The sequence below is a fragment of the Prevotella sp. P5-50 genome, from assembly GCF_002251295.1.
GTDB lineage: Bacteria > Bacteroidota > Bacteroidia > Bacteroidales > Bacteroidaceae > Prevotella.
The window spans coordinates 39961-66578 of sequence record NZ_NPJA01000001.1; the positions used below are offsets into that span (position 1 = coordinate 39961).

21 protein-coding genes and 1 pseudogene are annotated in these 26618 nt (G+C 43.4%); 8 read left to right on the forward strand and 14 right to left on the reverse strand.

Features of this window, described 5'->3' with window-relative positions; translation table 11 throughout:
• The first annotated feature begins 136 nt into the window (after positions 1-136).
• Positions 137-1096 (forward strand): SPFH domain-containing protein, encoded by a 960-nt coding sequence (locus tag CIK88_RS00185; RefSeq protein WP_094389677.1) that lies wholly within the window; start codon positions 137-139, stop codon positions 1094-1096.
• A 100-nt stretch (positions 1097-1196) separates the two neighbouring features.
• Positions 1197-2384 carry an iron-containing alcohol dehydrogenase gene (locus CIK88_RS00190; protein ID WP_094389678.1) on the forward strand — a complete coding sequence of 396 codons (1188 nt, stop codon included), beginning with the start codon at positions 1197-1199 and terminating at the stop codon, positions 2382-2384.
• Positions 2385-3602: 1218 nt separating this feature from the next.
• On the opposite strand, the gene CIK88_RS00200 is transcribed toward CIK88_RS00190, so the two are convergent.
• From CIK88_RS00200 to CIK88_RS00230, 7 genes and pseudogenes are all read right to left on the reverse strand, one after another.
• Positions 3603-5426: an SLC13 family permease gene (locus CIK88_RS00200; protein ID WP_094433923.1), complete on the reverse strand. Its 1824-nt coding sequence runs from the start codon at positions 5424-5426 to the stop codon at positions 3603-3605.
• A gap of 442 nt (positions 5427-5868) precedes the next feature.
• Positions 5869-6339: a helix-turn-helix domain-containing protein gene (locus CIK88_RS00205; protein ID WP_094389688.1), complete on the reverse strand. Its 471-nt coding sequence runs from the start codon at positions 6337-6339 to the stop codon at positions 5869-5871.
• A gap of 772 nt (positions 6340-7111) precedes the next feature.
• A complete protein-coding gene (holA, locus tag CIK88_RS00210; protein ID WP_094433924.1) occupies positions 7112-8137 on the reverse strand; it encodes a DNA polymerase III subunit delta in 1026 nt (341 codons plus the stop codon).
• 117 nt (positions 8138-8254) lie between these two features.
• A pseudogene (locus tag CIK88_RS00215) lies at positions 8255-8494 on the reverse strand (sensor histidine kinase); the annotation flags it as partial.
• 23 nt (positions 8495-8517) lie between these two features.
• A complete protein-coding gene (locus tag CIK88_RS00220) occupies positions 8518-9378 on the reverse strand; it encodes a sensor histidine kinase KdpD (RefSeq protein ID WP_094433926.1) in 861 nt (286 codons plus the stop codon).
• 60 nt (positions 9379-9438) lie between these two features.
• Complete coding sequence (locus CIK88_RS00225; protein WP_094389683.1) at positions 9439-9750, reverse strand: hypothetical protein; 312 nt, start codon at positions 9748-9750, stop codon at positions 9439-9441.
• 27 nt (positions 9751-9777) lie between these two features.
• Positions 9778-10287: a hypothetical protein gene (locus tag CIK88_RS00230; protein WP_094433927.1), complete on the reverse strand. Its 510-nt coding sequence runs from the start codon at positions 10285-10287 to the stop codon at positions 9778-9780.
• Between the two features lie 121 nt (positions 10288-10408).
• Between CIK88_RS00230 and CIK88_RS00235 the strand changes: the two genes are divergently transcribed.
• Positions 10409-10858: a type I restriction enzyme HsdR N-terminal domain-containing protein gene (locus CIK88_RS00235; RefSeq protein ID WP_094389685.1), complete on the forward strand. Its 450-nt coding sequence runs from the start codon at positions 10409-10411 to the stop codon at positions 10856-10858.
• A gap of 110 nt (positions 10859-10968) precedes the next feature.
• On the opposite strand, the gene CIK88_RS00240 is transcribed toward CIK88_RS00235, so the two are convergent.
• From CIK88_RS00240 to CIK88_RS00260, 5 genes are all read right to left on the reverse strand, one after another.
• Positions 10969-11811, reverse strand: coding sequence for a zinc ribbon domain-containing protein (locus CIK88_RS00240; RefSeq protein WP_094389686.1), 843 nt, complete (start codon positions 11809-11811; stop codon positions 10969-10971).
• A gap of 4 nt (positions 11812-11815) precedes the next feature.
• The gene (locus CIK88_RS00245; RefSeq protein WP_094433928.1) at positions 11816-12604 is read right to left on the reverse strand and encodes a Nif3-like dinuclear metal center hexameric protein; all 789 of its coding nucleotides are present in this window, start codon (positions 12602-12604) and stop codon (positions 11816-11818) included.
• A gap of 89 nt (positions 12605-12693) precedes the next feature.
• Positions 12694-14127, reverse strand: a complete 1434-nt coding sequence (locus CIK88_RS00250) for an amidophosphoribosyltransferase (RefSeq protein ID WP_094391454.1) — start codon at positions 14125-14127, stop codon at positions 12694-12696.
• 141 nt (positions 14128-14268) lie between these two features.
• Entirely contained in the window at positions 14269-14991 is a 723-nt protein-coding gene (locus CIK88_RS00255) for an ABC transporter permease (protein ID WP_094391453.1), read from the reverse strand.
• The gene (locus tag CIK88_RS00260; protein ID WP_158214616.1) at positions 14988-15560 is read right to left on the reverse strand and encodes an ABC transporter ATP-binding protein; all 573 of its coding nucleotides are present in this window, start codon (positions 15558-15560) and stop codon (positions 14988-14990) included. Before CIK88_RS00260 ends, CIK88_RS00255 begins: the two co-directional genes overlap by 4 nt.
• 103 nt (positions 15561-15663) lie before the next feature.
• On the opposite strand from CIK88_RS00260, the gene CIK88_RS00265 reads away from it, so the two are divergent.
• Genes CIK88_RS00265 through CIK88_RS00275 form a run of 3 tightly spaced genes read left to right on the forward strand, consistent with a single transcriptional unit; the run spans position 15664 to position 19719 of the window.
• Entirely contained in the window at positions 15664-16602 is a 939-nt protein-coding gene (locus tag CIK88_RS00265; RefSeq protein WP_094433930.1) for an agmatine deiminase family protein, read from the forward strand.
• 1 nt (position 16603) lies between these two features.
• Positions 16604-17479 (forward strand): carbon-nitrogen hydrolase, encoded by an 876-nt coding sequence (locus tag CIK88_RS00270; RefSeq protein ID WP_173815633.1) that lies wholly within the window; start codon positions 16604-16606, stop codon positions 17477-17479.
• 47 nt (positions 17480-17526) lie between these two features.
• A complete protein-coding gene (locus CIK88_RS00275; RefSeq protein WP_094391450.1) occupies positions 17527-19719 on the forward strand; it encodes a glutamine synthetase III in 2193 nt (730 codons plus the stop codon).
• Positions 19720-20276: 557 nt separating this feature from the next.
• Here CIK88_RS00275 and CIK88_RS00280 read toward each other — a convergent pair.
• Positions 20277-20900: a YiiX/YebB-like N1pC/P60 family cysteine hydrolase gene (locus tag CIK88_RS00280; RefSeq protein WP_094433931.1), complete on the reverse strand. Its 624-nt coding sequence runs from the start codon at positions 20898-20900 to the stop codon at positions 20277-20279.
• Between the two features lie 421 nt (positions 20901-21321).
• Here CIK88_RS00280 and CIK88_RS00285 point away from each other — a divergent pair, with 421 nt between their 5' ends.
• Together CIK88_RS00285 and CIK88_RS00290 are read left to right on the forward strand one after the other, a co-directional pair.
• The gene (locus CIK88_RS00285; RefSeq protein WP_094433932.1) at positions 21322-24225 is read left to right on the forward strand and encodes a glycosyl hydrolase 115 family protein; all 2904 of its coding nucleotides are present in this window, start codon (positions 21322-21324) and stop codon (positions 24223-24225) included.
• Between the two features lie 73 nt (positions 24226-24298).
• Positions 24299-25528: a glycoside hydrolase family 27 protein gene (locus CIK88_RS00290; protein WP_094433933.1), complete on the forward strand. Its 1230-nt coding sequence runs from the start codon at positions 24299-24301 to the stop codon at positions 25526-25528.
• Between the two features lie 194 nt (positions 25529-25722).
• Here CIK88_RS00290 and CIK88_RS00295 read toward each other — a convergent pair whose 3' ends face one another.
• Positions 25723-26283, reverse strand: a complete 561-nt coding sequence (locus tag CIK88_RS00295; RefSeq protein ID WP_254046813.1) for a M15 family metallopeptidase — start codon at positions 26281-26283, stop codon at positions 25723-25725.
• Between the last annotated feature and the right edge of the window lie 335 nt (positions 26284-26618).

Here is a 26618-nt window from a genome sequence, read left to right on the forward strand (position 1 = left end):
CCGTTTGATGTAAACGAATCTGAAAAAAAACATATACCTTTGCATCAATCTTGGTAAACCGACCGACGAATCCCCATAGGTTAACGCCATAGAAATGATCACAATTAAATATTATTATTAAAAAACAATTAATCATATGGAAACTAAAGAATTCAACTACTCAGGCATGTGTCTCAACGGTATCATAATGCTCGTGCTCAATCTGTTATGCTTCTTCGGAGGTATTGCATTAGTCATTACAGCCATCAGCATGGAAGAATGGGAACTCGCCTGCTCCATCACCAGCGGTATTGCCGGAGGACTTCTTATACTACTCTCGCTTATCATGGCAGGAGGATTCATCCTCGTAGAACCGGGAGAAGCTCGTGTCCTGATGTTTTTCGGCAAATACAAAGGAACCTTCACCAAGGCCGGTTTCTATTGGATACACCCCTTCATAAACCAAAAGAAACTATCACTCCGAGCACGTAACCTTGACGGGAAACCCATTAAGGTAAACGATAAAACGGGAAATCCTGTAATGATTGGAATGGTACTGGTATGGAAGCTGAAAGATACCTATAAAGCCATGTTTGAAATTGACTCACAGACCATGGCAAGCCAACAAACACAAGGAATCGCTACCGCAGCAGGAATCATGAACGCCTTCGAACTCTTCGTAAGCATTCAAGCAGATGCCGCCCTACGACAAGTGGCTGGACAATATGCTTATGACAACGAAAACAACAACACCCAAGAGCTGACACTACGCGACGGAAGCGATGAAATCAACAAACAACTGGAAGCACATATCGACGAACGACTGGCGATGGCTGGCATAGAAGTAATTGAAGCACGAATCAACTATCTGGCTTATGCACCGGAAATTGCTGCCGTGATGCTGCGTCGCCAACAAGCTACAGCCATTATTGCTGCACGCGAAAAGATTGTAGAAGGGGCCGTATCAATGGTTAAAATGGCACTCGACAAACTAAACAACGAGGGAGTAATGACACTTGACGACGACAAAAAAGCAGCGATGGTGAGCAATCTGCTTGTCGTACTCTGTAGCGATGATGCTGCCCAACCCGTGGTAAATACCAGCGCATCCAACTAAAGAAGTCCTCACACGAACATACCATTAATTACGCATTTCTGATGAAAAATCATCAGGAATGCGTAATTTTGCATACGAAAAACTATAAAAAACAAGCTATATGAAGAATTTCAACTATTATGCTCCAACACAAGTTGCGTTTGGTCGCAATACAGAAAGCCAAGTGGCAGAACTCGTAAAAAAACACGGAGGTTCAAAGGTTTTAATACATTATGGCGGACAAAGCGCCATACGCTCTGGCCTCTTGGCGAAAGTAGAACAGATCCTCACAGAAGCAGGAATAGCATACGTAAAACTGGGAGGCGTAAAACCCAACCCACGTCTTTCACTCGTAAGAAAGGGCATAGAACTCTGTAAGGAGGAAAATGTAGATTTTCTCCTTGCCGTAGGCGGAGGATCTGTCATTGACTCCTGCAAAGCCATATCATCTGGACGATTCTACCTAGGTGATGTATGGACACTATACGAGCACAAGGATCACGCAACACAATATCTTCCTATCGGCTGTATCCTGACTATCCCCGCAGCTGGCAGCGAGATGAGCAACGGCTCGGTAATCACCAATGATGAGGTAGAGAGCTGGCTCAAAAAAGACTATTGCGTAGATGAGTTCAGATGCAAATTTGCCATCATGAACCCAGAACTGACATTCACACTCCCTGCTTGGCAAACAGCATGCGGTATCACAGACATGATGATGCACACCATGGAACGCTATTTCAGCAAAGATGATGACATGGAAACAACTGATGCCATTGCAGAGGCTATACTACGCACTTGCATGAAAGAAGGGCCTTTGGCATTAGCCAACCCTACCGACTATACCTGTCGGGCAAATATCATGTGGGCAGGTACTCTGGCACACAACGACCTCACAGGATGTGGAACAACAGGCGACTGGGCTACTCACAATATTGAGCATGAGCTCTCTGGACTGTTTGACGTGAGCCATGGAGCAGGACTTGCGGCAGTTTGGGGGAGCTGGGCTCGATACACTCGCAACGAGAACCTTCCTCGCTTTGCACGCTTCGCCCACAACGTAATGGGCATCGATACCACTAATATGAGCGATATGGAGGCTTCTGAAACGGGTATCAAAGCGATGGAGCAGTTTTTCCGCTCAATAGGTATGCCAACAGACATACATACTCTCGTTGGCAAAGATATCACCGATGCAGAAATTGAAGAAATGGCACAGAAATGCACCAATGGAGACACCACCACTATCGGTGGACTGAAAATACTTCATGCTGCTGACATCGTGAAAATCTACCAAATGGCCAAGTAATTTCTGTAGAATAAACCACTATCCGCAGAAATGTGCCATTTCATGGCGAGAAAACTTAGGCAGAAAGCCACAAGAATCAAGAATTGACAAGCACATGGCTACAAGCATTTACGCCATACTAAGAAGACCCTTCTATCATATATGCAGGAAGGGTCTTCTTTTTTGCGCGCATTATAGACTCCAGAAGATGTCTCTGTAGGGCCTTTACAAAACCTGAAGGACCTATCAAATGCCCCATTTGTCCGCAGATATCATAATATTTGTTGTCCGAATACATCAATGAGACTTCATGTAAGTGAGTTGCCAAGGCCGGTATTACCATCGGAACAAGCGGTTCTCGCATCTCACGAGACGCCTGGGAGAGGATAAATTTGATAAAATGAGTGCCCCTACCAGTGTTTAGCATCGTTGGAGCGGTAGTACTAAAAATATCGTAAGTCATTGATAATTAATTTTTTAATCATTTAAATTACTTGTTACTTGTTGTGCCGTAATCTCAATCTCAGTTCTCTCAATTAAAAAAAACATACCCCCTAACTTTACTTTCTTATATATATATTATTGATTATTAAATAGTTATAAGTATATAAAGAAGGGGGTTTCGTTTTTCATGTGACTATTTTATAATTGAGATAACTGTGATTGAGATTCTTTCTCTATCGAAAACGACCTGTCAATCGGGTGATGAAGTGGCAGGATTTCCCTCTCCTTGGCGTCAAGGCCATATAAACTGGTTTCCGCCTTGTGAAGCAAGTTCATTTATGGGTAGTAAACATTTTGATAAAAATGTCCTCAAATCGCAAGAAACGTATGATTGGTTTTTGGGGATGTTGTATCTTTGCAACGTGGTTCAAGAGAGAATCACTCATCGCACAAAACATTCCGTCCGCACACAGTCGTAGTCAACTCCTAAGTAAGTCACAAGTGACTCCGCACTAAGTCCCAATATTTAGCGGACAATGATGTGACAAAGATGGGAGAAACAAGGAACAGAACAGGAGAATACCACGATGTGGGAATGTTGAGAGCGAGAAAATATCACATCATGAAACAACAAAACCCGAACATATCCCGATGATGACCCGAACACACAGGGAAGCAATAGTATGATATGAAAGTTAAGCCAAATGAGCAGAGTTAAGTTCACTTGAACTATGCCATGGCGAGAAAAGGTGCCATGAAATGGAACGTTTCTGCGGACTGTTTTTACCTATCAACTCAAAATGGGAAAAGCAATGGAAGAATTATCGTCATGACAATGCCTATGATAATCTGCAAAGGCAATCCCACGATAATATAATCCATAAAAGTATATCGACCGGCTTTCATCACCAAAGCATTGGGAGGGGTTGAAAATGGCGATGCAAAACACATACTGGCTCCCAATGTTACGGCAAACATGAATGAGTATGGACTCACTCCGATTTGTTGGGCTGCAGTAAGGGCAATAGGAGCCATCAATACCGCCGTTGCTGTATTGCTAATAAACATAGTCATCAATGAAGTGGTGAAATACATACCTGCCAATAAGGCATAAGGACCTAACGCTCCCAGACTCCTTACTAGATTTTCAGACACTATCTGTGACACACCCGTCTTTTCCAAAGCAATTGACATAGGCATCATACTTGCAATCAACATAACGCTCTCCCAATTGATGGTCTTATACGCAGCATCCACACTTCGGAAACAACCTGCAAAAACCATCAGCAAGGCTGCTGACACAACCGCAACCACAGGCGCTATGGGAATGAAATCGAACACCATCATCACGATCATCAAAAGCATGATAGCTGCAGCTACTGGTGCCTTGTAATCAAGGGAAACCCTCTCCATCAACTTGTCAGGACGACCTAATACTACCCAGTTTTCATTTTCGTGGTTCATCTGCATGATTTTTTCCCACTGACCCTGCACCAACAGGATGTCACCGTTTTGCAAGCGATGTTCACTGAGTTCTTCCTTAATATACTTCTTATCTCTGTGAATACTGAGAATATTGACCGAGTAATCCTCACGCAGACGGGAATCCCTGATACGGGTTCCGATAAGGCGCGAGGTGGGAAGTACTACAATCTCAGAAATGCCTATATCATAGAAATCAAGTCGGTCGGTTGACATGCTGACAAGATGACGCTCACGGGCAAATGTCTCCATTGCCTGTTTGTCGCCATAGAAATATAAGATGTCACCCTGCACTATCATAGTGTCCGCCCAAGCCATATTCTGACGGATTTCCTTGCCCAACGCGTTCTTCGTTTCATTGCGTATTTCAAGTATCGTCAATCCATACTTATTCTGCAAGTCCAAATCTTGCACTCGCATGCCAGCCAATCCTCCTTTGTTGTTGCCTACACTATACTTATAGATATTTTCATGAAGCTGATACTGAACTGCCAAATCATCAACGCTCTTGCCTTGACCACCGTTTTGATGTTTGCCTATCTTCTTAATGAGCAACAAACTCATTGGCAACAATACAGCCAGGCCGATAGCAATCACAATAACACCAACTGGGAAAAAAGAAAAGAACTTCAACGGAGCATAACCATTCTCTTCAAGTGTTTCACTAATAACAAGGTTAGGAGGAGTACCTATCAATGTCAGCATACCACCAAGACTACCAGCAAAGGCAACTGGCATTAACAGACGCGACGAACGTATGCCGGAACTTGCAGCCATACTCATAATGATGGGCATCATAATAGCAACCGTTCCTGTATTGCTCACAAAAGCACCAATAATAGAAGTGGCCAATACCACATATATCAAAGCTCTGGTCTCATTACCTTTAGCCATTTTCGAAATGCTATTACCTGCCGATTGAGCTAATCCGGTTTGCAATATTGCTCCACCAACAACAAAAAGTCCCACCATCATGATAAGAATTGGCGATGAAAAACCACTTAGTGCTTCACTTGTTGTTAGAACACCTGTTGCAGTAAGAACCATGAGAGAAGATAAGGCAACAATATCGCCACGCACCCTTCCCCAGATAAACATGGCTATAGTTATAATCAATACAATTATAGTTATGGTCATGAATCTATTATATTTTGTTATTCTACAAAGATACTACAATATCACAAGACATACGAAAATACCATAAAGCTACAACCATAATATTAACCAAAGTTAACATGTTTTGAGGGTTGTTATCAACACATAGACTAACAACATTCACAATAATCGGAAACAATAAGCCGAAGTACCTCATGCCACATCAATAATGGCCTATGTTAGAATCATAAGAAGGACAGCATCATTCACGCGTGAAGAGAGCGTGGAGAGAGCGTGGAGAGAGCGTGGAGAGAGCGTGAATACAAGAAAAATATGCCATCGCAAGAATACGAGGGATAAAATCCAATCCCCAATCGACACCTTAGCAGCAATCGGTTGGGGACTGTTATGATTCGTATAAAATCTCTTAAGCCACTACTTGAATAACATATTCTATGGACTTAAACTGATAAATAATCACTCATCATTTCGATTTCGCAGGTACAAAGGTCTCGTAGGTCTGATCATCATAATAAACGCGAATCTCTGTAACCTTGCGCGGTTGTCTGTCAATGTTTTTCATATCACATGCAGAAAAATCCAATCGTGTACTTTTTACACCATGTGAATAACTATGTTGATAAGCCGGTTCTGCACGATCTTGAACTGCAGAATCAAAATCTAATGTTGGCTCCGATGGGGTGGAAGTGGCTGATAAAGAGCTATCGACAGGTTCTGAAGAGGCACCTATATGCATGTCTCCGATACCCATCAACAACCAGTCGGTGTTTATAACAGGTATCTTCTTTTTGATGGCCTCGACAATGTTAAGGGTAGGACGGGTACGTCCATTGAATATACTGCTCAATGTTGCAGCCGACAATCCAACGAAGTCGGCGAACACTTGTTGACTCATATGCTGCTCTTCCATGACGAGCCTGATGCGATCTTTCATCTCCATAAGGTATGATTTTAGTGCAAAATTAGTATTTTGGATTCGGTTTACAAAGGTAAACAGAATTTTTGAGATACACAACAAATGTAGAAGGAATTTGCGTTTTAAAATTATAGCTTTCAAATTCAGAATTTAAAACTCCAAAGCATCGAAGGGGTTGTTTTTAGATTTTGATTTTAAAACCAAAATTTCAAGTACTAAAAGTGATATCCCGCACGATTTTAGCGTTTTTTCTTAACTATATGGCTACTATTGTGTTATTTACGAAAATATGCTCAGAAGAAAGCATCTATGCAATGTTAAGTAGGCAAAAACTACATAATCTTTTATTGGTTCCTTGTTGTATTTTACATAAAATACTGAGTTTAAGCATGTTATTTATATATCTTAATCATGTATAAATATCAATATTGATTTTGATACTGCAAGTTTTATGTTTTAATATTGAAATTCAAAGCTCAAAATTGATGGTTAAATTTCGATATTTATGTTTGTAAATTGTAAATTTGAACCAAAATTGCATCATGTTTTGATTTTGATATTTACAAAGCAAAATAAAAATAAACGTTAACGCCAAATTTTGAACTTCCCAAAAACGCAGTTTTTTTTATTTTGGATGAATTGTGAACAGAGGTCTGAAATGCTCAAAAATACGCGATTCTCAGAGGGGAAAAAAGTCAGAAAGATGAGTCAGAATCAACGTTTCAGGCCATTTTTTTATGTATTCAAAAAACTGTGAAATAGAAAAAAAGAGCCTCAAAAAGGCTCTTTTTTAGTGTAAAATATAGAAGATTAACTCCTTTGCAAGCTCTTCCGGAGGCGTATTAGGGTTATCCAGACCTTTGGTTTTTGCGTCAATCTCTCTAATCTTGGAAATTATCTGGAAAACCTTCATTGCGGTATAATTTCGCATACCCGTGATATAGTCGTTAGCCCCCCACGCATTACGCATTTCCAGCCATTGTGCAATAGCATCTCTATTGCCTCGATCTGGACAATAATAGGCAATCATGAGATTTTGGAAATAATTGAAGAGAAATGGGAGAACAGAGTAGAGCCCCCCACTCTTTGGATTGCTGTCAAAATAATTCATTATCTGGTTTGCCTTAAACACATCGCGGTTAATAATAGCATTCTTCAATTCAAACACATTGAAGTCCTTGCTCACCCCTATTTGGTCTTCCACCACCTGAGGTGTTACCCTTCGATTGGATTCAGGCAACGAAACAAGCACCTTATTGAGTTCCCCCACCAATCTATGAAGATCTGCTCCAATATAGTCGGCAATAATTTGAGTTGATTTAGGATCAATGGATGCATTGCGTTCATTAAGATACTTTTCGATGAACGCTGGCAAATCTCGGTCTTTGAGCTTTTGACTCTCAAAAAGCACACCAGCATCACGGATAGCTTTCATATATTCGCGTTTTCGTCCATCCACAGTACCGTTTTTATGGCACATCACAAGAATTGTGGAAGACATGGGTGACTTAAAATAGCGTTCTAACGGCTCAGTATCTTTTACATTCTGTGCCTCTTTAACTATAATGACCTGATGTTCTGCCATCATAGGATAGCGTTTGGCAGCATCTACAATCTGTGCAGCGTTGACATCTGATCCAAACAATACTGTTTGGTTGAAATCACGCTCTTCAGGCAGGAGTGCATTATCAGCAATCCAGTCTGCAATCTTGTCGATATAATAAGCTTCATCACCCATCAGATAATAGACAGGCTTAAACTTACGCGCTTTCAGGTCGCGCATTACATTCTCATAAGTCACTTTCTCTTGTGCCATATTGCTTACAAAGGTACGAATAAGCGAGCGAAAAACCAAATTATATTTTGTTTTTCCGAGCGTGAGTACCTGAGCATCGCAGATGCTGAGGTACGAATAAGCGAGCGAGATCCCCTATTAGGAAAGAATACAACGTACCTTATTTATTACGAAACACGTTCCAGGGCCTTCGTATTCACGATCAAAAACCAACGTTCCTCCCATTTGTTCTGCAATATGTCGCGCAACAGAAAGTCCAAGTCCAAGTCCTTTCTTAAAGGGATCAATCTTATAGAATTTCTCAAAGATACGTTCACGCAGTTCTTCAGGAATACCTATACCCGTATCACTCATATGAAACTCCACCCATTTCTTATCGGTAGAAAGTTTTGTATGACACCCTACACACTACCGTTTTCTGTGAATTTCAGACTATTGTTTCCCAAGTGCCATAGTATTTTCTTGAGTCCTACAAGATTGTTATGTATCATAAAATCATCGTCCACATCAATTCTATAATGCACCTGCAAACGTCCTTTATCTGCCTGTTCCAATTGGCGAATCATCTCATCACAAACCCTTTTTACATTGATCTCATCGTCGGGAGCATAGTTATGCCGACTCTCTTCGTCAGACAACTCGAGGAGCTCATTAATCAGACTTGTTATCAACTGGGTGTTATCGGTGATTCGTTTCACCACATCTTTTCGCGCCTCAGTACTGAGTGAATAGTCAGGATTTGCCATAACCTGCGAAAATCCCGTAATGATATGAAGTGGTGTGCGCAACTCATGACTGATATGCTTGACAAAAGAATCCTTCATACGAGTACTTTCTTTCGAACGGTCGAGCACTACCAGCAACTGGGCATTTTTCTTATGAATACGGTGCATAAAGAAAACCACAACGGCAACAAGCAACAACATGCACACAATAACCAAAGTAAAAAAAGCATAGATGGTATGTTCCTTGTCCTGTTGTTGTTCCTGTCGTAGCCTATCTATCTGATAGTGTGCATTAAGCTCATTAAGTTGATTACGAGTTTCTATCAGATTTCTCTCATCAACAGAATCCATCACACTTCGCAGGATTACAGCAGTCTTTTCACAATTTCCCATTCGAATATATATATCTGCCCTTTGTCGCACTACGCGCAGCTGATCACCCATATAATGAAGTAATAGTGAACGGCAGCTATCAGCCATACTATTATAATGAAGGGCTTTCTGATAATCACCTTCATTGATATATAATTCTGCCATACGGTAAAGCACATCACGCCGTACATAATCCGAACGATTACGAGTGATACGCTCGGCTCCTTACAAGATCTTCAATGCTTCTGACACCCGATGTTCTTCTCTGAGCACTATAGCGCGCACCAAACAGAAATACACATAGTTGGGTGATTTACTCAAACATTCTTCAGAGACGCCCAATTTCTCCTTATATATATGGCGTATTTGTTGACAACGTTCCGTAGCATCCTTCAAATCACCATAGAGTTTTTCATCTGCCAATGCCCCACAATAGAATGGATATATACAGATATGAGCCGCATGATAAGACTCGATATTACTCAAGGTCTGTATGCACTGCTTATAGTTGCGTATAGCCTCTTTGTTTTCACCCATATTACGATATAGGTTTGCCAGTACATACTACGCCAATCCTATGCCATATATATTATTTCTCTTCTTGGCATCTTCATACATATTGCGCACCTCATTCTGCGCTTTACTGCCTTCATTGGCGAAAATAAGGAAATTAGCCCACAGAGACCATGTCGAGTAATAGTAGTTCCAGCTCTTCTGTTGATGCAGGAAGTGGTGTGTCTCAGGAAACACATGCCGCAATGAATCGGCACATCCGTCCTTGAATACATAGTAGTTGACAAGAGCCGCCTTTGCCAAACAGCGCATTGGAATATTATCTTGCAATTCTGCCTCTCGCTGCATTTGAGCAATGGTTTGCCGCTCATTATCACCTGAATAGATTTGAACATAATACACATGCCGATAGGCATCCAACAGCGCTTGTCCTTCGAACGACAATATAGCGTGGTGAATGGAATCAACCTGTCTGTCATTACTGTTTCCAGCAAGAGCCATCGTAGTACATTGAGCCTGCACAACGATTCCGGCCATTAGAATGATCCTTCGAATGTTCATTAGGTGCTTAATTGCTGCAAAATTACTCATTTATTTTGTGTTTCTATCTTTTTTCTTCATAGATATTTAATTTTCTCAGATATTTCTTCAATATCAAGAAAAAAAGCGGTAAGTTTGCAATATGTTTCAATTAAACCTTCCCTCATTTCCCATCCAGTTGGGTGGCACTCGCGAAAAACCGGAGATATTCGACTTTCTTCGTCGTCGCTATGTAAAGCTGACCCCAGAAGAATGGGTCCGCCAGCATTTTGTACATTGGTTGGTGACAGAAAAAGGCTACCCCAAAGGATTATTAGGCAACGAGATTGCGCTACAATGCGGTAGCAAGCGCCTACGTTGTGACTCTATCCTATACAATAAGCAGGCCCAACCCATGATGATAATCGAGTATAAAGCCCCTACTGTTGCGTTAAGTCAGAAGGTGTTCGACCAAGTTTCGTCCTACAACCTTTTACTACATGTTGACTATCTAATGATTAGCAATGGCATGCAACACTTCTGTTGTCGCATGGACTATGAGCATCGATGCTACAGCATCCTGCCTGACATTCCTAACTATGAAGATTTATAGGATTTTCATATTTAGCTCATAAGACCAGTTTATTTTCCCCAATTCATAAATAAGACAAAAGGCGCAGATTATTCTGCGCCTTATATTTTATCAACGAATTAGGACTTGTATTAAGCCTCATCGTTGGCATCAGCAACCTTCTTCGTGGTTTTGCGGATAGCACGCTTGCGGGGTTTCTTCTCCTCTGCTTTTGGAGTAACGGTCTTAACACCAGCCAATTCCGAATCTACGAGGATACGTCCACAATACTCACAAACGATAATTTTCTTATGCATTTTGATGTCGAGCTGACGCTGAGGTGGAATCTTATTGAAGCAACCACCGCAGGCATCACGCTGCACATAAACAATACCGAGACCGTTGCGAGCGTTTTTACGGATACGCTTGAATGAAGAAAGGAGACGTGGTTCAATCTTAGCCTCAAGGTCTTTCACCTTAATTTTCAGTTTTTCTTCCTCTGCACGAGTTTCGTCCATGATCTCGTCGAGTTCGTTCTTCTTCACTTCCAAGGCCTGACGACGGTCTTCGATGTTTTCCTTATTGACAGCGAGCTCCTCTTTCTTCTCTGTCACACGATTCTGAGCCTCTCTGATTTTCTTATTACAGAGTTCGATTTCAAGTTCCTGAAATTCGATTTCTTTTGTCAGAGTGTCATATTCGCGGTTGTTCTTAACCTCGTCCAACTGCTTTTTGTAACGTTCCACGCTGACTTTGGCGTTTTCGATATCGCCTTTTTTCTGTACGATGGCAGTCTCATACTCATTGATATCTGCCTGGATTTTCTCGATACGAGTTGTCAATCCTTCGATTTCATCTTCCAGGTCCTGTACTTCCAAAGGTAGTTCACCTCTCAACGCACGCTTCTCGTCGATAGCCGAAAGCGTAGTCTGCAACTGATAGAGCGTCTTCAGACGTTCTTCTACCGGCATTTCTGATGGATCTTTTTTTGCCATTTGCTTATAGATATATAATTGGATTTGTATTTGTTTCTGCTATAAATGTCTTTACATCAGGATATTGACGTTGTATCACATCTTGGAATATTTCACTTGTAAACTGTTCGCTCTGATAATGTCCTATGACACATATCTGGATTCTCTGCTCATATCCGAAATACTGATGATAGTGCATTTCTCCTGTGATAAAGGCATCTGCCTGTTGGTTCACAGCCTCATCAAGCAAGAAGTCACCTGCTCCTCCGCATAGAGCTACCTTGCGGATTGGACGTCCCAATAGCTCATTGCAGAGCGCACATTCCACGTCAAACTGTCGTTTCACCAACAAGACGAAATCATCGGCAACCATGGCTTCGGGCAACAGGCCTATCACTCCACTACCCGATTGTGCGCTGTCAGCCTCACCATTAGCTTGGAGAAATTTCACTTCCTTAAGCCCCAATCGTTCTGCAATTTTCCAGTTGACACCATTTCTGGCATTATCCATATTAGTATGCATCGATGCGATAACGATATGTCGCTCTATGGCTTTCATTACCGTACGCTGCACATAATCTGCACCACAAATCTGTTTCAGTCCACGAAACAAGAGTGGATGATGACTGATAATCAGGTTACACCCTTTTTCTATTGCCTCATCAATAATTTTTTCGTTGACGTCAAGACACAATAATGCCCCTGAAACCTCCGCCTCTGTCAATCCAACTTGCAGGCCAGCATTATCCCAACTTTCCTGTAAGGGCAGAGGCGCGAACTGTTCAAGGGCGTCAAGCACTTGCTGTATTTTCACGCTTCTATGATATTTTATCAATATGCAAAGTTACTGTTTTTCATCGGAAAGACATAGTCCTTCCGATGAACATTATCATTTTTTAACGATTATTCTGGATCATTGTCATGCTCATGACAATAGCTACTACCATCAAAACAATGGGTGCAGACCCGATCTTTGGGCAATCCGATAGATTCGACAAGATCTTCCACATGAGCAAATTTCAGACTCGTCAGTCCCAGTTGCTTGGCTATTTCCTGCACCATGCGCTTGTATTCTGGTGAATCTGTTTTTGCATACTCTGCCAGTTTTGCATTTTCATCGCCCTCAAAATCCTTGATGATGCGACGGGTAATGAGTTCAAGAGGGCTCTTCTGTGAGGTAAAACCGATAAACGGACAACCATACACCAATGGTGGGCAAGAGATACGTACATGTACTTCCTTTGCACCATTATCGAAGAAGGTACGCACATTGTCGCGTAACTGGGTACCACGTACGATAGAGTCATCACAGAAAACAACACGTTGATCCTTCAAAATGGCAGGGTTGGGAATGAGTTTCATGCGTGCCACCAAGTCACGACGTTTCTGGTTGCCAGGAGTAAACGAACGTGGCCATGTTGGAGTATATTTCAATACAGCACGCTTGTATGGTACTTTCTTTCCGTGTGAGTAACCAAGTGCCATTCCTACTCCCGAATCGGGAATACCACAAACTAGGTCGGCTTCCACTTCAGTATCCTTCTCACCCACAATGCGTCCGTTCTTCTCGCGTACTGCTTCAGTATTGATTCCTTCATAGTCGCTGGCAGGAAATCCGTAATACACCCACAGGAACGAGCATATCTGACAACGGCTCATAGGTTTTTGCAACACTTCGATACCGTCGGCACGCAGTTTTACTATTTCTCCCGGACCTACATCGCGCAGTACTTGATAGTCAAGATTGGGAAAACTTGTCGTTTCGCTTGATACTGCATAGGCATCATCACGTTTTCCTATAACGATAGGGGTACGTCCAAGGAAGTCACGTGCGGCAATAATACCATCTTCGGTAAGAATCAACATCGAGCACGAGCCCTGTATTTTCTGATAAACCTTATTGATACCATCCACAAACGAGTCTCCCATATTGATAAGCAATGCCACGAGTTCTGTCTGGTTGATGACATTCGCCGACATTTCACTAAGGTGCATGCGGTTGGCCAACAGTTCATCAGCTATTTCTCTAAGATTATTGATTTTGGCCACTGTGACCACTGCATAACGTCCCAAATGGGAGTTGATGATGATGGGTTGTGGATCTGTATCACTAATAACACCCAGTCCCTGATGCCCCTTAAAGTCGTCAAGTTCATCTTCGAAACGCGAACGGAAATATTGGCGTTCCAACGAGTGGATAGAGCGATGAAAACCGCTTTCCTCATCAAAAGTCACCAATCCTGCGCGTTTGGTTCCTAAGTGCGAATTGTAGTCTGTACCGTAAAACACATCGTTTACACAGTCCTTAGTCGAGATCGTACCGAAAAAACCTCCCATTGTATTGCTTGTATTGAAATTACTATACTTTGTTTAGGTCTGCAAAATTACAAAAAATTCATGGAATTACAATAGCCCATGCTTTTTTTTTAGTTTTCCATACCGTTTATTTATGCTATATCAATATTCCATCTGCCTCACTCAGCGTCGAAGCCACTCATAGACCATAACAGAAAGCAGTATCGACAACACCGAGCAACACACCATTCCAATAGTGGCTACTACAGCGAAAATACCTGCCTGTATTGGAGGCATCCCACTGAGCATCAACACACAAAGTATTGCAGGAACTGCCACGAGTCCAGTATCGCGCATCTTGGTCAGCAACGGATTAAGTGCTTTACTCATAGCTCGCACCAGAAATGGGCGCAAGGCTTCTGTTTGCGTTGCACCATTTCCCTGCAAATACTCAAACATACTGGCATGTACCTTGCGATTAAAAGCATAAGTGAGTAACCCACTCCTACTCGCTCTCAAGGCTTCGCCATGAAGCAGAGCCATTACAGGCACCCAAAACCAAATATTACCGAAGGGATTCTGACCCATAATCACCATCACCAGAAGCCCCACAATAAACGTAACAGGAACCACTCCTATTAATATTGGTACAACAAGCCACTTTTTTCGGCAACAAACCATCGTTACTATAACCTCCAACAATAGTAGCAACAGAACGTCAAGCCACCATACGGCTGATTGAAACACAAAATTAAATACCACGACCAGCACCAACATGGCAATAGCCCAACAACCTGTTGTAGTGAGCAGACGATAGAGTAGTCGGCGGTCGTTCTTATAAAAGACGGTCAACGGAATGGCCAACAGCATGAGTCCGGCCAACAACTGAAAGATGATACTATTCATAGTTGTATCTGCTTTTGAGCAATTTGGGGGTTAACAACCAATACCGATGCTCCGTTGCGAGCTGCTTCCAAAAGCATTTTGTCTGCTGCCTGTCGTGTTGCTTCTGATATTTGTGACGAAGGTTCATCCACAACGACGAGCGTCTTTCGCAAGCCAACGGCACGATGCACAAGCGACAGAAACTGCTCGTCTGCAGTAAGTTGCGACCAAGTCCGACCATCTTCTTCACCTTGAGAAGATTCTTGTACTGAAGTTTCTCGACTATTGATTTTCAGCGAATTTACCGTTGCGTCACATTGTGCTATTGTATCATAGCCCTCTACCAGCGACAGTTGTTGCGGCACATAAGCTGTAGCGCGCCGAAAAAAAGGAGCCGACAATGGAGTTAGCAATTCACCATCGATACTGATATGCCCTCCGTCGATAGACACCATCCCGAGCACAGCCCGAAGCAAAGTGGTCTTTCCTGTCCCTGCTTCACCATATACACCAACCATCTCACCATCGCCCACTGTCAGCGAGCAATCAGCCAAGAGTCCGTCAATCTTTACATGGTGTAATTCTAACATCGGTTGTTTTTTTGATGGCAAAGATACAATATAGTGAATAAAAAGCCAAATATATTCGTGATTTTCTTTTGTACTTCTCCCGATTTGCACTACCTTTGCACTCATGATAAAAAGTAAGAGACGAATGTTGGCCGAATGGGAACCGCAAAGTGCGGTACAACTGACATGGCCTCACAAAGATACAGACTGGGCTCCTATACTGCCAGAAATCACCGCAGTATATGAGGAAATGAAGCGAGAAATAGAAAGCAGAGAAACCGTTGTCGTAGTCGATGACATACCACACAACGACACATGGGCACGCGACCATGGTTTCATTACCGTAGAAGAAAACGGCCAACTGATTCTGCTCGACTTTAAATTCAACGGATGGGGCGAGAAATTTGCCGCAGAACTCGACAACGATATCAACCGACAACTCTACGAACAACAGCTGGTGAAAGGCATTTACGAGTCACACCTCGATTTCGTTCTTGAGGGCGGTAGTATTGAAAGCGATGGCAAAGGCACTATCTTCACTACCACCTGTTGCCTGATGGCGCCACATCGCAACCAACCTCTTACACAACAAGAGATAGAACAACAACTGAAAGAATGGCTCGGAGCAGAACGCATCGTCTGGATCAACCATGGTTCGCTCATAGGGGACGATACCGATGGACATATTGATACACTGGTACGCATAGCTCCTAACGACACCTTATTATATATAGGGGCCGACGACGAACATCCCGACCTGTTGCTCATGGAGCAAGAACTCCAGCAGCTACGCACCATCGACGGACATCCCTACCGATTGCTCCGATTACCCATGCCACGTCCCATCTATGATGATGGCGAGCGACTACCTGCCACCTATGCCAACTACCTGGTGATAAATGGCGCCGTCCTCGTACCCACCTACAACCAACCGGACCTTGACCAAGAAGCCATAAGCACCATCGGCAAGGCCTTCCCAGATAGAGAAATCATTGGTATCGACTGTCGCGCTGTCATCCGGCAACACGGATCGTTACATTGTTGCACCATGCAGTATTACTAAGATGAAAACAGGAATCATTCAACAGCACAATACGGCGGACATACAAGACAACCGCCAACGACTGGCAGAGAGCATACGTTCGCTCGCCAAACAGGGTGCAGAACTCATCGTTCTGCAGGAACTCCACAATTCGCTATACTTCTGTCAGACCGAGAATGTCGATCTATTCGACTTGGCAGAAACCATCCCAGGCCCTTCTACCGATTTCTTCGGAGCATTGGCACGAGAACTCCAAGTGGTCATCGTCACCTCTTTGTTTGAACGACGTGCACCCGGACTCTATCACAACACGGCAGTAGTATTAGAGAAAGATGGTTCTATAGCAGGAAAATACCGCAAAATGCATATCCCCGATGACCCAGCATACTACGAGAAATTCTATTTCACACCAGGCGATTTGGGGTTCCACCCCATCCAGACCTCTGTAGGCCGACTTGGCGTACTGGTTTGCTGGGACCAATGGTATCCTGAAGCAGCACGCCTGATGGCACTACAGGGAGCAGATATGCTGATCTATCCTACCGCCATCGGTTACGAGAGTAGCGACACACCCGATGAGCAAGAACGTCAACGCATGGCTTGGCAAACCGTACAACGTGGCCACGCAGTAGCCAACGGACTACCCGTAGTGACCGTCAATCGTACCGGCCACGAACCAGACCCCAGCAAACAAACCAACGGAATAGAGTTCTGGGGCACCTCGTTTGTTGCCGGCCCGCAAGGTGAACTGCTCTACGAAGCACCACGCGACAGCGAAACCACAGCCATTATCGATGTCAACCTGCAACGCTCCGAACAGGTACGCCGTTGGTGGCCCTTCCTTCGCGACCGACGCATAGACCATTACGATGATATCATCAAACGGTTCATCGACTGACAATCAACTCTCTTCAACAAGCAAACAACAAACAACCCAAACAGAATATGGCAAACAATCTAAGATTCCAAGTGGTAGAAGAAGCCTTCAAGAAGCATGCACTCGATGTGGAGGCACCAAGCGAGAGACCATCAGAGTATTTCGGCAAATACGTATTCAGCCGACAAAAGATGTATAAATACCTACCTGCCGACATCTACAACAAGATGATCGACGTGATGGACAACGGCGCCCGATTGGACCGTTCCATAGCCGATGCCGTAGCGGCTGGCATGAAACAATGGGCAAAAGAGATGGGGGTAACCCACTATACCCACTGGTTTCAGCCACTCACCGAAGGAACTGCCGAGAAACACGATGCCTTCGTAGAACACGATGGCAAAGGCGGAATGATAGAAAAATTCTCAGGAAAACTGTTGGTACAACAGGAACCAGACGCCTCTTCTTTCCCCAATGGCGGTATCAGAAACACATTCGAGGCACGAGGCTATTCTGCCTGGGACCCCACAAGTCCGGTGTTCATCATCGACGACACACTCTGTATCCCCACCATCTTCATTGCCTATACTGGCGAAGCCCTCGACTATAAGGCTCCGCTATTACGATCTATCCATGCCGTAGACAAAGCTGCAACAGATGTCTGCCAGTATTTCTATGACGATGTCAATAAAGTGCAGGTCAATCTGGGTTGGGAACAAGAGTATTTCCTTGTTGACGAAGGACTCTATTCTGCACGTCCTGACCTACTAATGACAGGTCGCACCCTAATGGGACATGAGAGTGCGAAAAACCAACAGATGGATGACCACTATTTCGGAACCATCCCCGACCGCGTACAGGCTTTTATGAAAGACCTTGAGATACAAGCTCTCGAACTGGCCATCCCTGTAAAGACCCGCCATAACGAGGTTGCCCCCAACCAGTTTGAATTAGCCCCCATCTTTGAAGAGTGCAATCTGGCTGTCGATCACAACATGCTGCTCATGTCGCTCATGAAAAGGGTGGCCCGCAAACACGGATTCCGAGTGTTGCTCCACGAGAAGCCCTTTGACGGCATCAACGGATCGGGCAAGCACAACAACTGGAGCTTGTCTGCCAATAATGGTATACTACTCCACGCACCAGCTAAGACTCCTGAGGAGAATCTGCGCTTCGTCACCTTCATCGTTGAGACCTTGATGGCTGTTTTTCATCATAACGGACTGTTGAAAGCATCTATTATGAGTGCCACAAATGCCCACCGTTTGGGGGGCAACGAAGCACCACCTGCCATTATCTCGTCATTCTTGGGCAAGCAACTCAACGAACTCCTCGACCATATCGAAAAGAGTGAGAAAAACGAGCTCTTCAACCTAAAGGGCAAACAGGGCATGGAAATAGATATTCCACAGATTCCAGACCTCATCATCGACAATACCGACCGCAACCGCACATCGCCTTTTGCTTTCACCGGCAATCGCTTTGAATTCCGTGCTCCCGGTTCCGCAGCCAACTGCGCCTCGGCCATGATAGCACTCAATGCAGCGATGGCAGAAGCCCTCGTATCTTTCAAAGAGCGTGTCGATGCACTCATCAACAAGGGCGAAAACAAAATTTCTGCTATTCTCGATGTGCTGCGCGAAGATATACGCACCTGCAAACCCGTGCGCTTCGATGGCAACGGCTATTCCGACGAATGGGTAGAAGAGGCACGTCAACGTGGTCTCGACGTCGAAAAGTCATGTCCCATCATATTCGAGCGCTACCTCGACGAGTCGAGCGTCCGCATGTTCGAACAGACCAAGGTCATGAACCGCAAAGAACTTGAAGCTCGCAACGAAGTAAAATGGGAGATGTATGTCAAGACTGTGCAGATTGAAGCACGCGTATTGGGCGACCTCGCCATGAACCACATCATCCCTGTCTCTACCCACTACCAAAGCAAACTCATTAAAAACGTGCAGGGCATGAAAGACGTCTTTAGTGCAGAAAAGGCCGACAGACTCTCCTCACGCAATATGAAACTTATTGAAGAGATTGCAGAGCGCACCGAGAAGATTGAACAACTGGTAGAAGAACTAACCGATGCCCGTCGTGTAGCCAATCATATCGAGTCCATCCAACAGCGTGCCATCGCCTATCACGATACTGTAGAACCTCATATGGATGCCATCCGTTACGAGATAGACCATCTCGAAATGATTGTTGAGGACGGACTATGGACGCTACCCAAATACCGCGAACTGCTGTTCATCCGATAGCCGTTTGTCCTTTATCCCCATCCCAAGCGCATGGCTTCTGCTATTGAAGACCATGCGCTTGGGATTTTCATTTCCTCATCACAAATACAACCCTATTAACCAACCATCTCACCGAGTAGCCTCATCAGCATAAACATTTGAGAAAGCTATTGTCACTCTTTGTCACCACTTGAGCTGCAGTTTCGTAGGCGTATCCGCGATGCTCATAAACTATCCATAAAAATAAAGAAAGAATGTCGTTTAGGAATATAACAGATTGATATTCTTTAAGACAACGTTTTGCCAAGGTATTTCCATTGTTTGGCAAGAGTTTTTTCTAACGTTTGACAAAGGTATTATCAACGTTTGACAAAAGTATTATCCAACGTTTGATAAAGGTATTATCCAACGTTTGACAAAAGTATTATCCAACATTTGATAAAAATGTTATCAAGGTTTGAAAAAGTGATGATAAACATCAGCAACTCCGTTTATACATCGATATAGATGGTAGTAGTGGGCGAAATTTTTACAAAAACAAAACCTTTTCGATTATGGAGCAATTTGATATCAACTGGCTATTGTCGCAGTTTCCCCCGAACAACAATCTTTTCACTTCTTGACAAGTTGCCCGGATTACTTCCAGGCTTTCCTTCCGGAACTTCCAAACCCTGGCGACCATAATACTCCTTCCAATAGGCAGTCACTTTTCCCGTCTTGTCATGAAACGACATGGGGATGGGATTAAACACCAGTTCACCATGCGGTGTCCTATAGCATTTTTGCACCAGTTCGCTACAATACATCGCACTATCTGACGGCATAAAATTGAAGTCGTATGGTGTACCGATAAACTGCATAGCCCGTTCCACCGAGCGTGCCACACCAGTAGTATCTTTGAGCTGCGCCACCACCACAGTCTGTCGCCTTGCCTTAAAACTATCTATTGGAGTGAGGCACACCCCTTGGCGTATCGCCTCAAGTGCAAATGCCGCCCCCTTGTCTTTATGGAAAATCGCCACATGATCTATTTGTTTTCCATCAAGTCCTGTTGTCACATCGGTAATGTTATTACCGTTTTCTGCCACACAGAAGAGCAAGTCCCCTTCTGCCAGGCTTTTAACGTTTATCTCATTTTGTCCTCGTGTACCAAGACACATAGCTAAGCACACAACAACTGCCATATTTTTCATCTTATTCATTATGATTTCTACTTTACCCACATTTTGACAAGCAACAAAAGTAGGCTTTTATTTTGAATTCAGCAAATGAAATGATGTTTTTTTATTGTTGTCCAGTAAAATGACTATCTTCGCTCATGATATTATTATTTCTAACAAAAACAAAGATAAACCAAAGGACTGATACCTCGTGAGAAGTATCTGCCCCAATATATGTTGTTTGCAAAAGTTCTAGTAGCCAGCAATAATTTCAAATAATCTCATCGTTAAATTAGCAATCAACAATTTTGTCAGCATATTGCTTCTACCCCTCAGCGTTTTATATACAACAACTGCGGCTTTGGGCACATATATATTTTTTTAGCATAGATAATGGTATTTGCTTGTAGTTCTTGTTTTTTTTTCTTAACTTTGTAGTCAATATATATAATCTTCATCACGTATGAAACTAAAACTGTTTGTCTTATTACTATTGATTATCATCGTTGTCATGCCATCGGATGCCCAAACACCTGGGACTTCCCACATGCCACCAGTTAATCAAGCAATACCACACATCAGCAACCACCTAAACGTGACAACAAATCTACCTGTCAAAAAGAGCATGCCAGCCGTTTCAGAGGCCAGAATACAAGATTATTTCCCTTTAAGCGAAGCTGTGATATATACCGATACTAAAGAGTATAAAGTCGTAAATATTACCGCAAATATGCTGGCCGATGATATTGAATGCGTCACAGGCAAACACCCCAGAGTTGTGAAAACGACATCACTCAAAAACATCCCAAAGGGAGGAGCTGTAGCCGTAGGAACTATCGGAAAAAGCCGTCTGATAGACGAACTGGTCAGACTGAAGATTATCGACGTATCTTCCATCACTGGCAAATGGGAGTCGTTTGTTATCACAACCATCAAACGTCCTAAACATGGTGGACAGTTGCTCGTGATAGCAGGTAGTGATAGGCGTGGTACAGCTTTCGGACTGACATCACTCAGCGAGGCTATCGGAGTGTCACCTTGGTACTGGTGGGCAGATATTATACCACCGCACAAAGATGCATTATATATTGAGCCTAAGACATTTATTCAAGAAGAACCCTCTGTGCAATATCGAGGCATCTTCATCAATGACGAACGCTTTGGTGGATGGGCACGATGGGCCGAGAAAAAATATGGCAAGGTAGGACCTAAAACCTACGTACGGGTCTTTGAACTACTGCTACGCCTAAAAGCTAACTACCTCTGGCCTGCCATGCACCCAGGAACCCAAGCCTTTAATGCCAATCCTGATAATGCACAATTAGCTGATAACTATGCCATTGTGATGGGGTCGTCACACTGCGAACAGATATTGCGCAATAATGAAGGTGAATGGAAGGCTGTAGAACAAGAAAAACCTGGTTCTATGGGTGACTTCAACTACATCACCAATCGTCAGAAAATGCAAGATTACTGGGAGACACGTGTAAAAACCAATGGAAAATATGAGAATACCTATACGCTCGGCCTGCGTGGCATTCACGACTATCCCATGGAGGGCGCCAATACAACTGCCGAACGTGTGTCCCTGATGCAACAGGCTATCAACGACCAACGAGATATATTACAACGCAACATCAACAAACCAATCGAAGAGATACCACAAGTGCTTTGCACTTACGAAGAGGTATTAGAGGCCTACCATAACGGCCTGAAAGTGCCAGAAGACATCACCCTACTTTGGAGCGACGATAAGCACGGCTACTGCCGAAACCTTTGTAACCCTAAGGAGATGAAGCGCAAGGGAGGAGCAGGAATCTACTATCACCTCTCTTATCATGGCGATCCCGCCAGTTGGATATGGCTAAGCCCACTCTCGCCAGCCTTCTTAAGCACGGAATTGACTAAGGCCTATACCTATGGCGCACGCAAAATATGGGTATTCAACGTGGGTGACATCAAACCCGCTGAGAAAGAAATCTCTTTTGTGATGGAATTGGCTTGGGATATCAACCGTTGGAGTCCCTCCAAAGCGCACAACTATGTAAAAGACTGGGCAACAAAAACTTTTGGTAACGAAGTGGCACAAGATATTGCCGACATGCAAACAGGCTACTATCGCTTGCAAGCAGCTGGTAAGGATGCTCATGTATGGTTTGTCAACTACAGTGCTGAGCAGATAGAGCAACGCATTGCAGAATGGCGCGCCTTATCAGCACATGCCACCGAACTAACCTCTCGCATACCAAATGCTCTTAAGGATGCATACTTCGAACTTGTCAGCTACTCTATTTGTGGTGCGGCAATGATCAACGAATACCAACTCCTAGCGCGTCGTAGTATGGTAAGAGCTACTGTTGGCGATAGCCTTGGAGCAATGACAGATGCCCAACGTGTAAGACAAATGTTTGACGGTTTGAATGATTTGACTCGCCATTATAATGAAGGTATCTTAAATGGTAAATGGCAACAATTCTTCAACTGGCAACCCTATCATTGGTTCCGATCTGAGAAAATTGAACAACCTATAGCCACACCTGAGCTTATTGCACAGGCTGCTAACGGGACAAAGGCTCGTTTGCTCTCAGTCAGCGAAGCCTTATCAAACAAGGGCGTCACTATTGTAAGTGATGTCAATTCAGAAATTCCTATCTGGATAGAAGCACTTACACCTATCCATAATTTCTCCAAGCTAGCAAAGGACAACGAGTTTTGTACAATTAAAACAGAGAGTGATAGTTTTGTTGCCTCTGCTACCCCAATTAATAATGTATGGCATGCACCATACGTCGGACCAATGTGGAGCCGTGTAGGAACGATACACCTCAAGAAAGGAGACAACCATATCTGTATCACCAACCTGAAAGCCAATGCCCGCATTGACCAAATATACCTCGGTCTTTATCCTCCATTCGTCAAAGAGCCTCGTCTGCGTATTCCCGCTTCGCTCTTTCAGTACACGCAAGGTGATATTCTGCGAGTGAAAGGATTAGGCTATACCGATGGTGTACTCGTTATGCCCTTCGACACACCATCATATAAGCAAGACAATCTGCAGGAAGCTCCATACGCAGAATATGAAATCAACTTGCAGGAGAACGATAGCACTATCGAGATTCGCACGCTACCTACCCTACATGCGTATGAAGGCAGAGATATATGCTATGCAGTACAATTAGGTAACACAACTCCCACTATTTATTCAATTCATGCCAATGATTTCACCTCCGAATGGCGTTGGAATGTACTTCGCGGCTATGCCTCGCGCTGCATTCCCATCAATTTGACAGGCTGTCAGAAACTACGCATCTATCTCCTCGATCCTGGCATCGTACTACAAGAAATATTGGTTCATTCTTCAAAATAACATTCTTACCCACAAGTAAAGTGAAACAAAAACAGTTTTTTTAGAAACTTAAACAAACAAATATTATATTATTATGAAATTATCAAACAAATTTATCGTCATCATTGGCATACTTACCATGACGACAATGCCTTGCAAGGCACAGAAGTGGGAACATTTGGCAGACACCCCTCAAATGGGATGGAGCACATGGAACAAGTTTCAAGGTAATATCTCTGAGGACATCATCAAGGGCATCGCTGATGTGATGGTAGAAACAGGGCTACGCGATGCGGGTTATACCTATATCAATATCGATGATTGCTGGCATGGGAAACGTGATGCCGACGGGTTTATTCAGGCCGACCCGATAAAGTTTCCAAACGGCATAAAGGCCGTGGCCGACTATGTTCACAGCAAAGGGCTTAAACTTGGCATCTATAGTGATGCTGGCTCTGCAACCTGTGCAGGCAGACCAGGATCACTCGGACACGAATATCAAGATGCTATCCAATATGCCCGTTGGGGAGTGGACTATCTGAAATACGACTGGTGTAATACCACCAATGTGAATCCCCAAGGAGCATATCAACTCATTAGCGACGCTCTCCGTTCTGCTGGTCGTCCAATTTTCCTAAGTATGTGCGAATGGGGCAATAGTCAACCTTGGAAATGGGCTCGTGAGATTGGCCACTCATGGCGTACCACACCCGATATATGGTGTCATTTCGATTCTTTGCGTGTATTCCCAGGCTACACCCAGTTTGGTGTGATGCAGTGCATCCAATTCAACGACTCATTGCGTCAGTATGCAGGCAAGGGATACTGGAACGACCCCGACATGCTGGAGGTGGGCAATGGTATGACAGAAAACGAGGATCGTGCCCACTTTACCATGTGGTGTATGATGGCCAGTCCACTGATACTTGGAAACGACCTACGCAACATGAGTGAGGCTACTCGCAATATTATTATGAACAAGGAGATGATAGCAATCAATCAAGACACACTTGGCATTCAAGGTCTGCACTATTGCGACCGTGATGGACTACAATTCTGGTTTAAGCCTTTGGCAGGTGGCGATTGGGCCTTCACCATTCTTAATCCCACACAGAATAACATTGTGTGTGAACTAAATTGGCAAGATTTCAATTTTATTGATTCGCAAGTGAGTAAAATGAGCACAGCTTTCAATACGAACATATATAAAGTCTATAACCTTTGGACACATAAGATGGAGGGCAAAACAAATTTAAAAAACAAAATCGTCCGTAAGGTTACTGTAAAATCTCGTGACGTTGTATCATATCGTTTAATAAAATAAGTTATTACTTTCTGGCAAATAGAAGGCACTCTCCGTCTCATTTTTACCAGATAACAATGGTACTATATTTTAGTAATTAAGAATAAGACAAAGAAACATCATATTCATAGTGATTTCCATAAAAAATGTTGATTACGGCATCACCTTATGCAAATGATAGAAAGATAAGCAACTCCTAAGATAGCAAAACATGACTATTTCTCGAAGTGTTGATAGTCTTTCACAGTACGCCAATGTCCTCCCCAGACAAAACCATGTTGACGAAACAGCCGATAGCATAGATCGTGTTCTGTTATCTTATAGGGAAAGGAAGCCCGACGGTCTGCATATCTGCGGGCAGTAGAAGGTTGTATATAGAGCGTTCCATCTTTGCGGCGTCGCACGCATGGATTGTAGAGAGGATTGATGTCGATAGCTAATCCTCGCGCATGTTTAGAGAGTGTTTTACTTCCTGCCACTTTGCGATAGCAATAACACGAAGTATTATTGGCCCGCATGGATTGTTCATCGTCGTTACCATAGTCTGAGATAGGGCGAATGCGTTCTATGGGATATCGTTGTCGGTATAGTTCTGCAAATATCTCACGCAGGTCATCTGTTATTGTATGATTACAAACAATTGTTCCTGTATGTGTCACTCCTTGCCCATCGATATGTTTCACTTGAAGCGTATCGAGTCTCACCCCTGCCGGTTGTGCAGAAGTTGTCAGTAGTGTCAAGCACCATACCATAATAATTAGTATTTCTCGCTTCATCGCTACAAAGGTAGTGCAAACCGAGAGAAATACAAAGAGAAACAAAGTTTTTCTTTTATTTCCGAACTGACGAACGAAGAAAGTGCAGAGTAAAGCTCGCTTGAACTATGCCTTTCAAGGAGAAAGGAAACCAAAAAGTTAGGTGCAGCCTACCTTGGACCGCAGGTCAAAGGCAACGATCAAATAAGAAAAACACCAATTTTTGTAGCAACTAAGGCTGAGAGAAAATGCAATATAAAAGGAGTATTATGCACATATTTGATGAGAAATGCTTACCTTTGCAGATAAAATGAAATAAAAACGGCAAGAAATATTCACTTTTGAAAACAAAATAC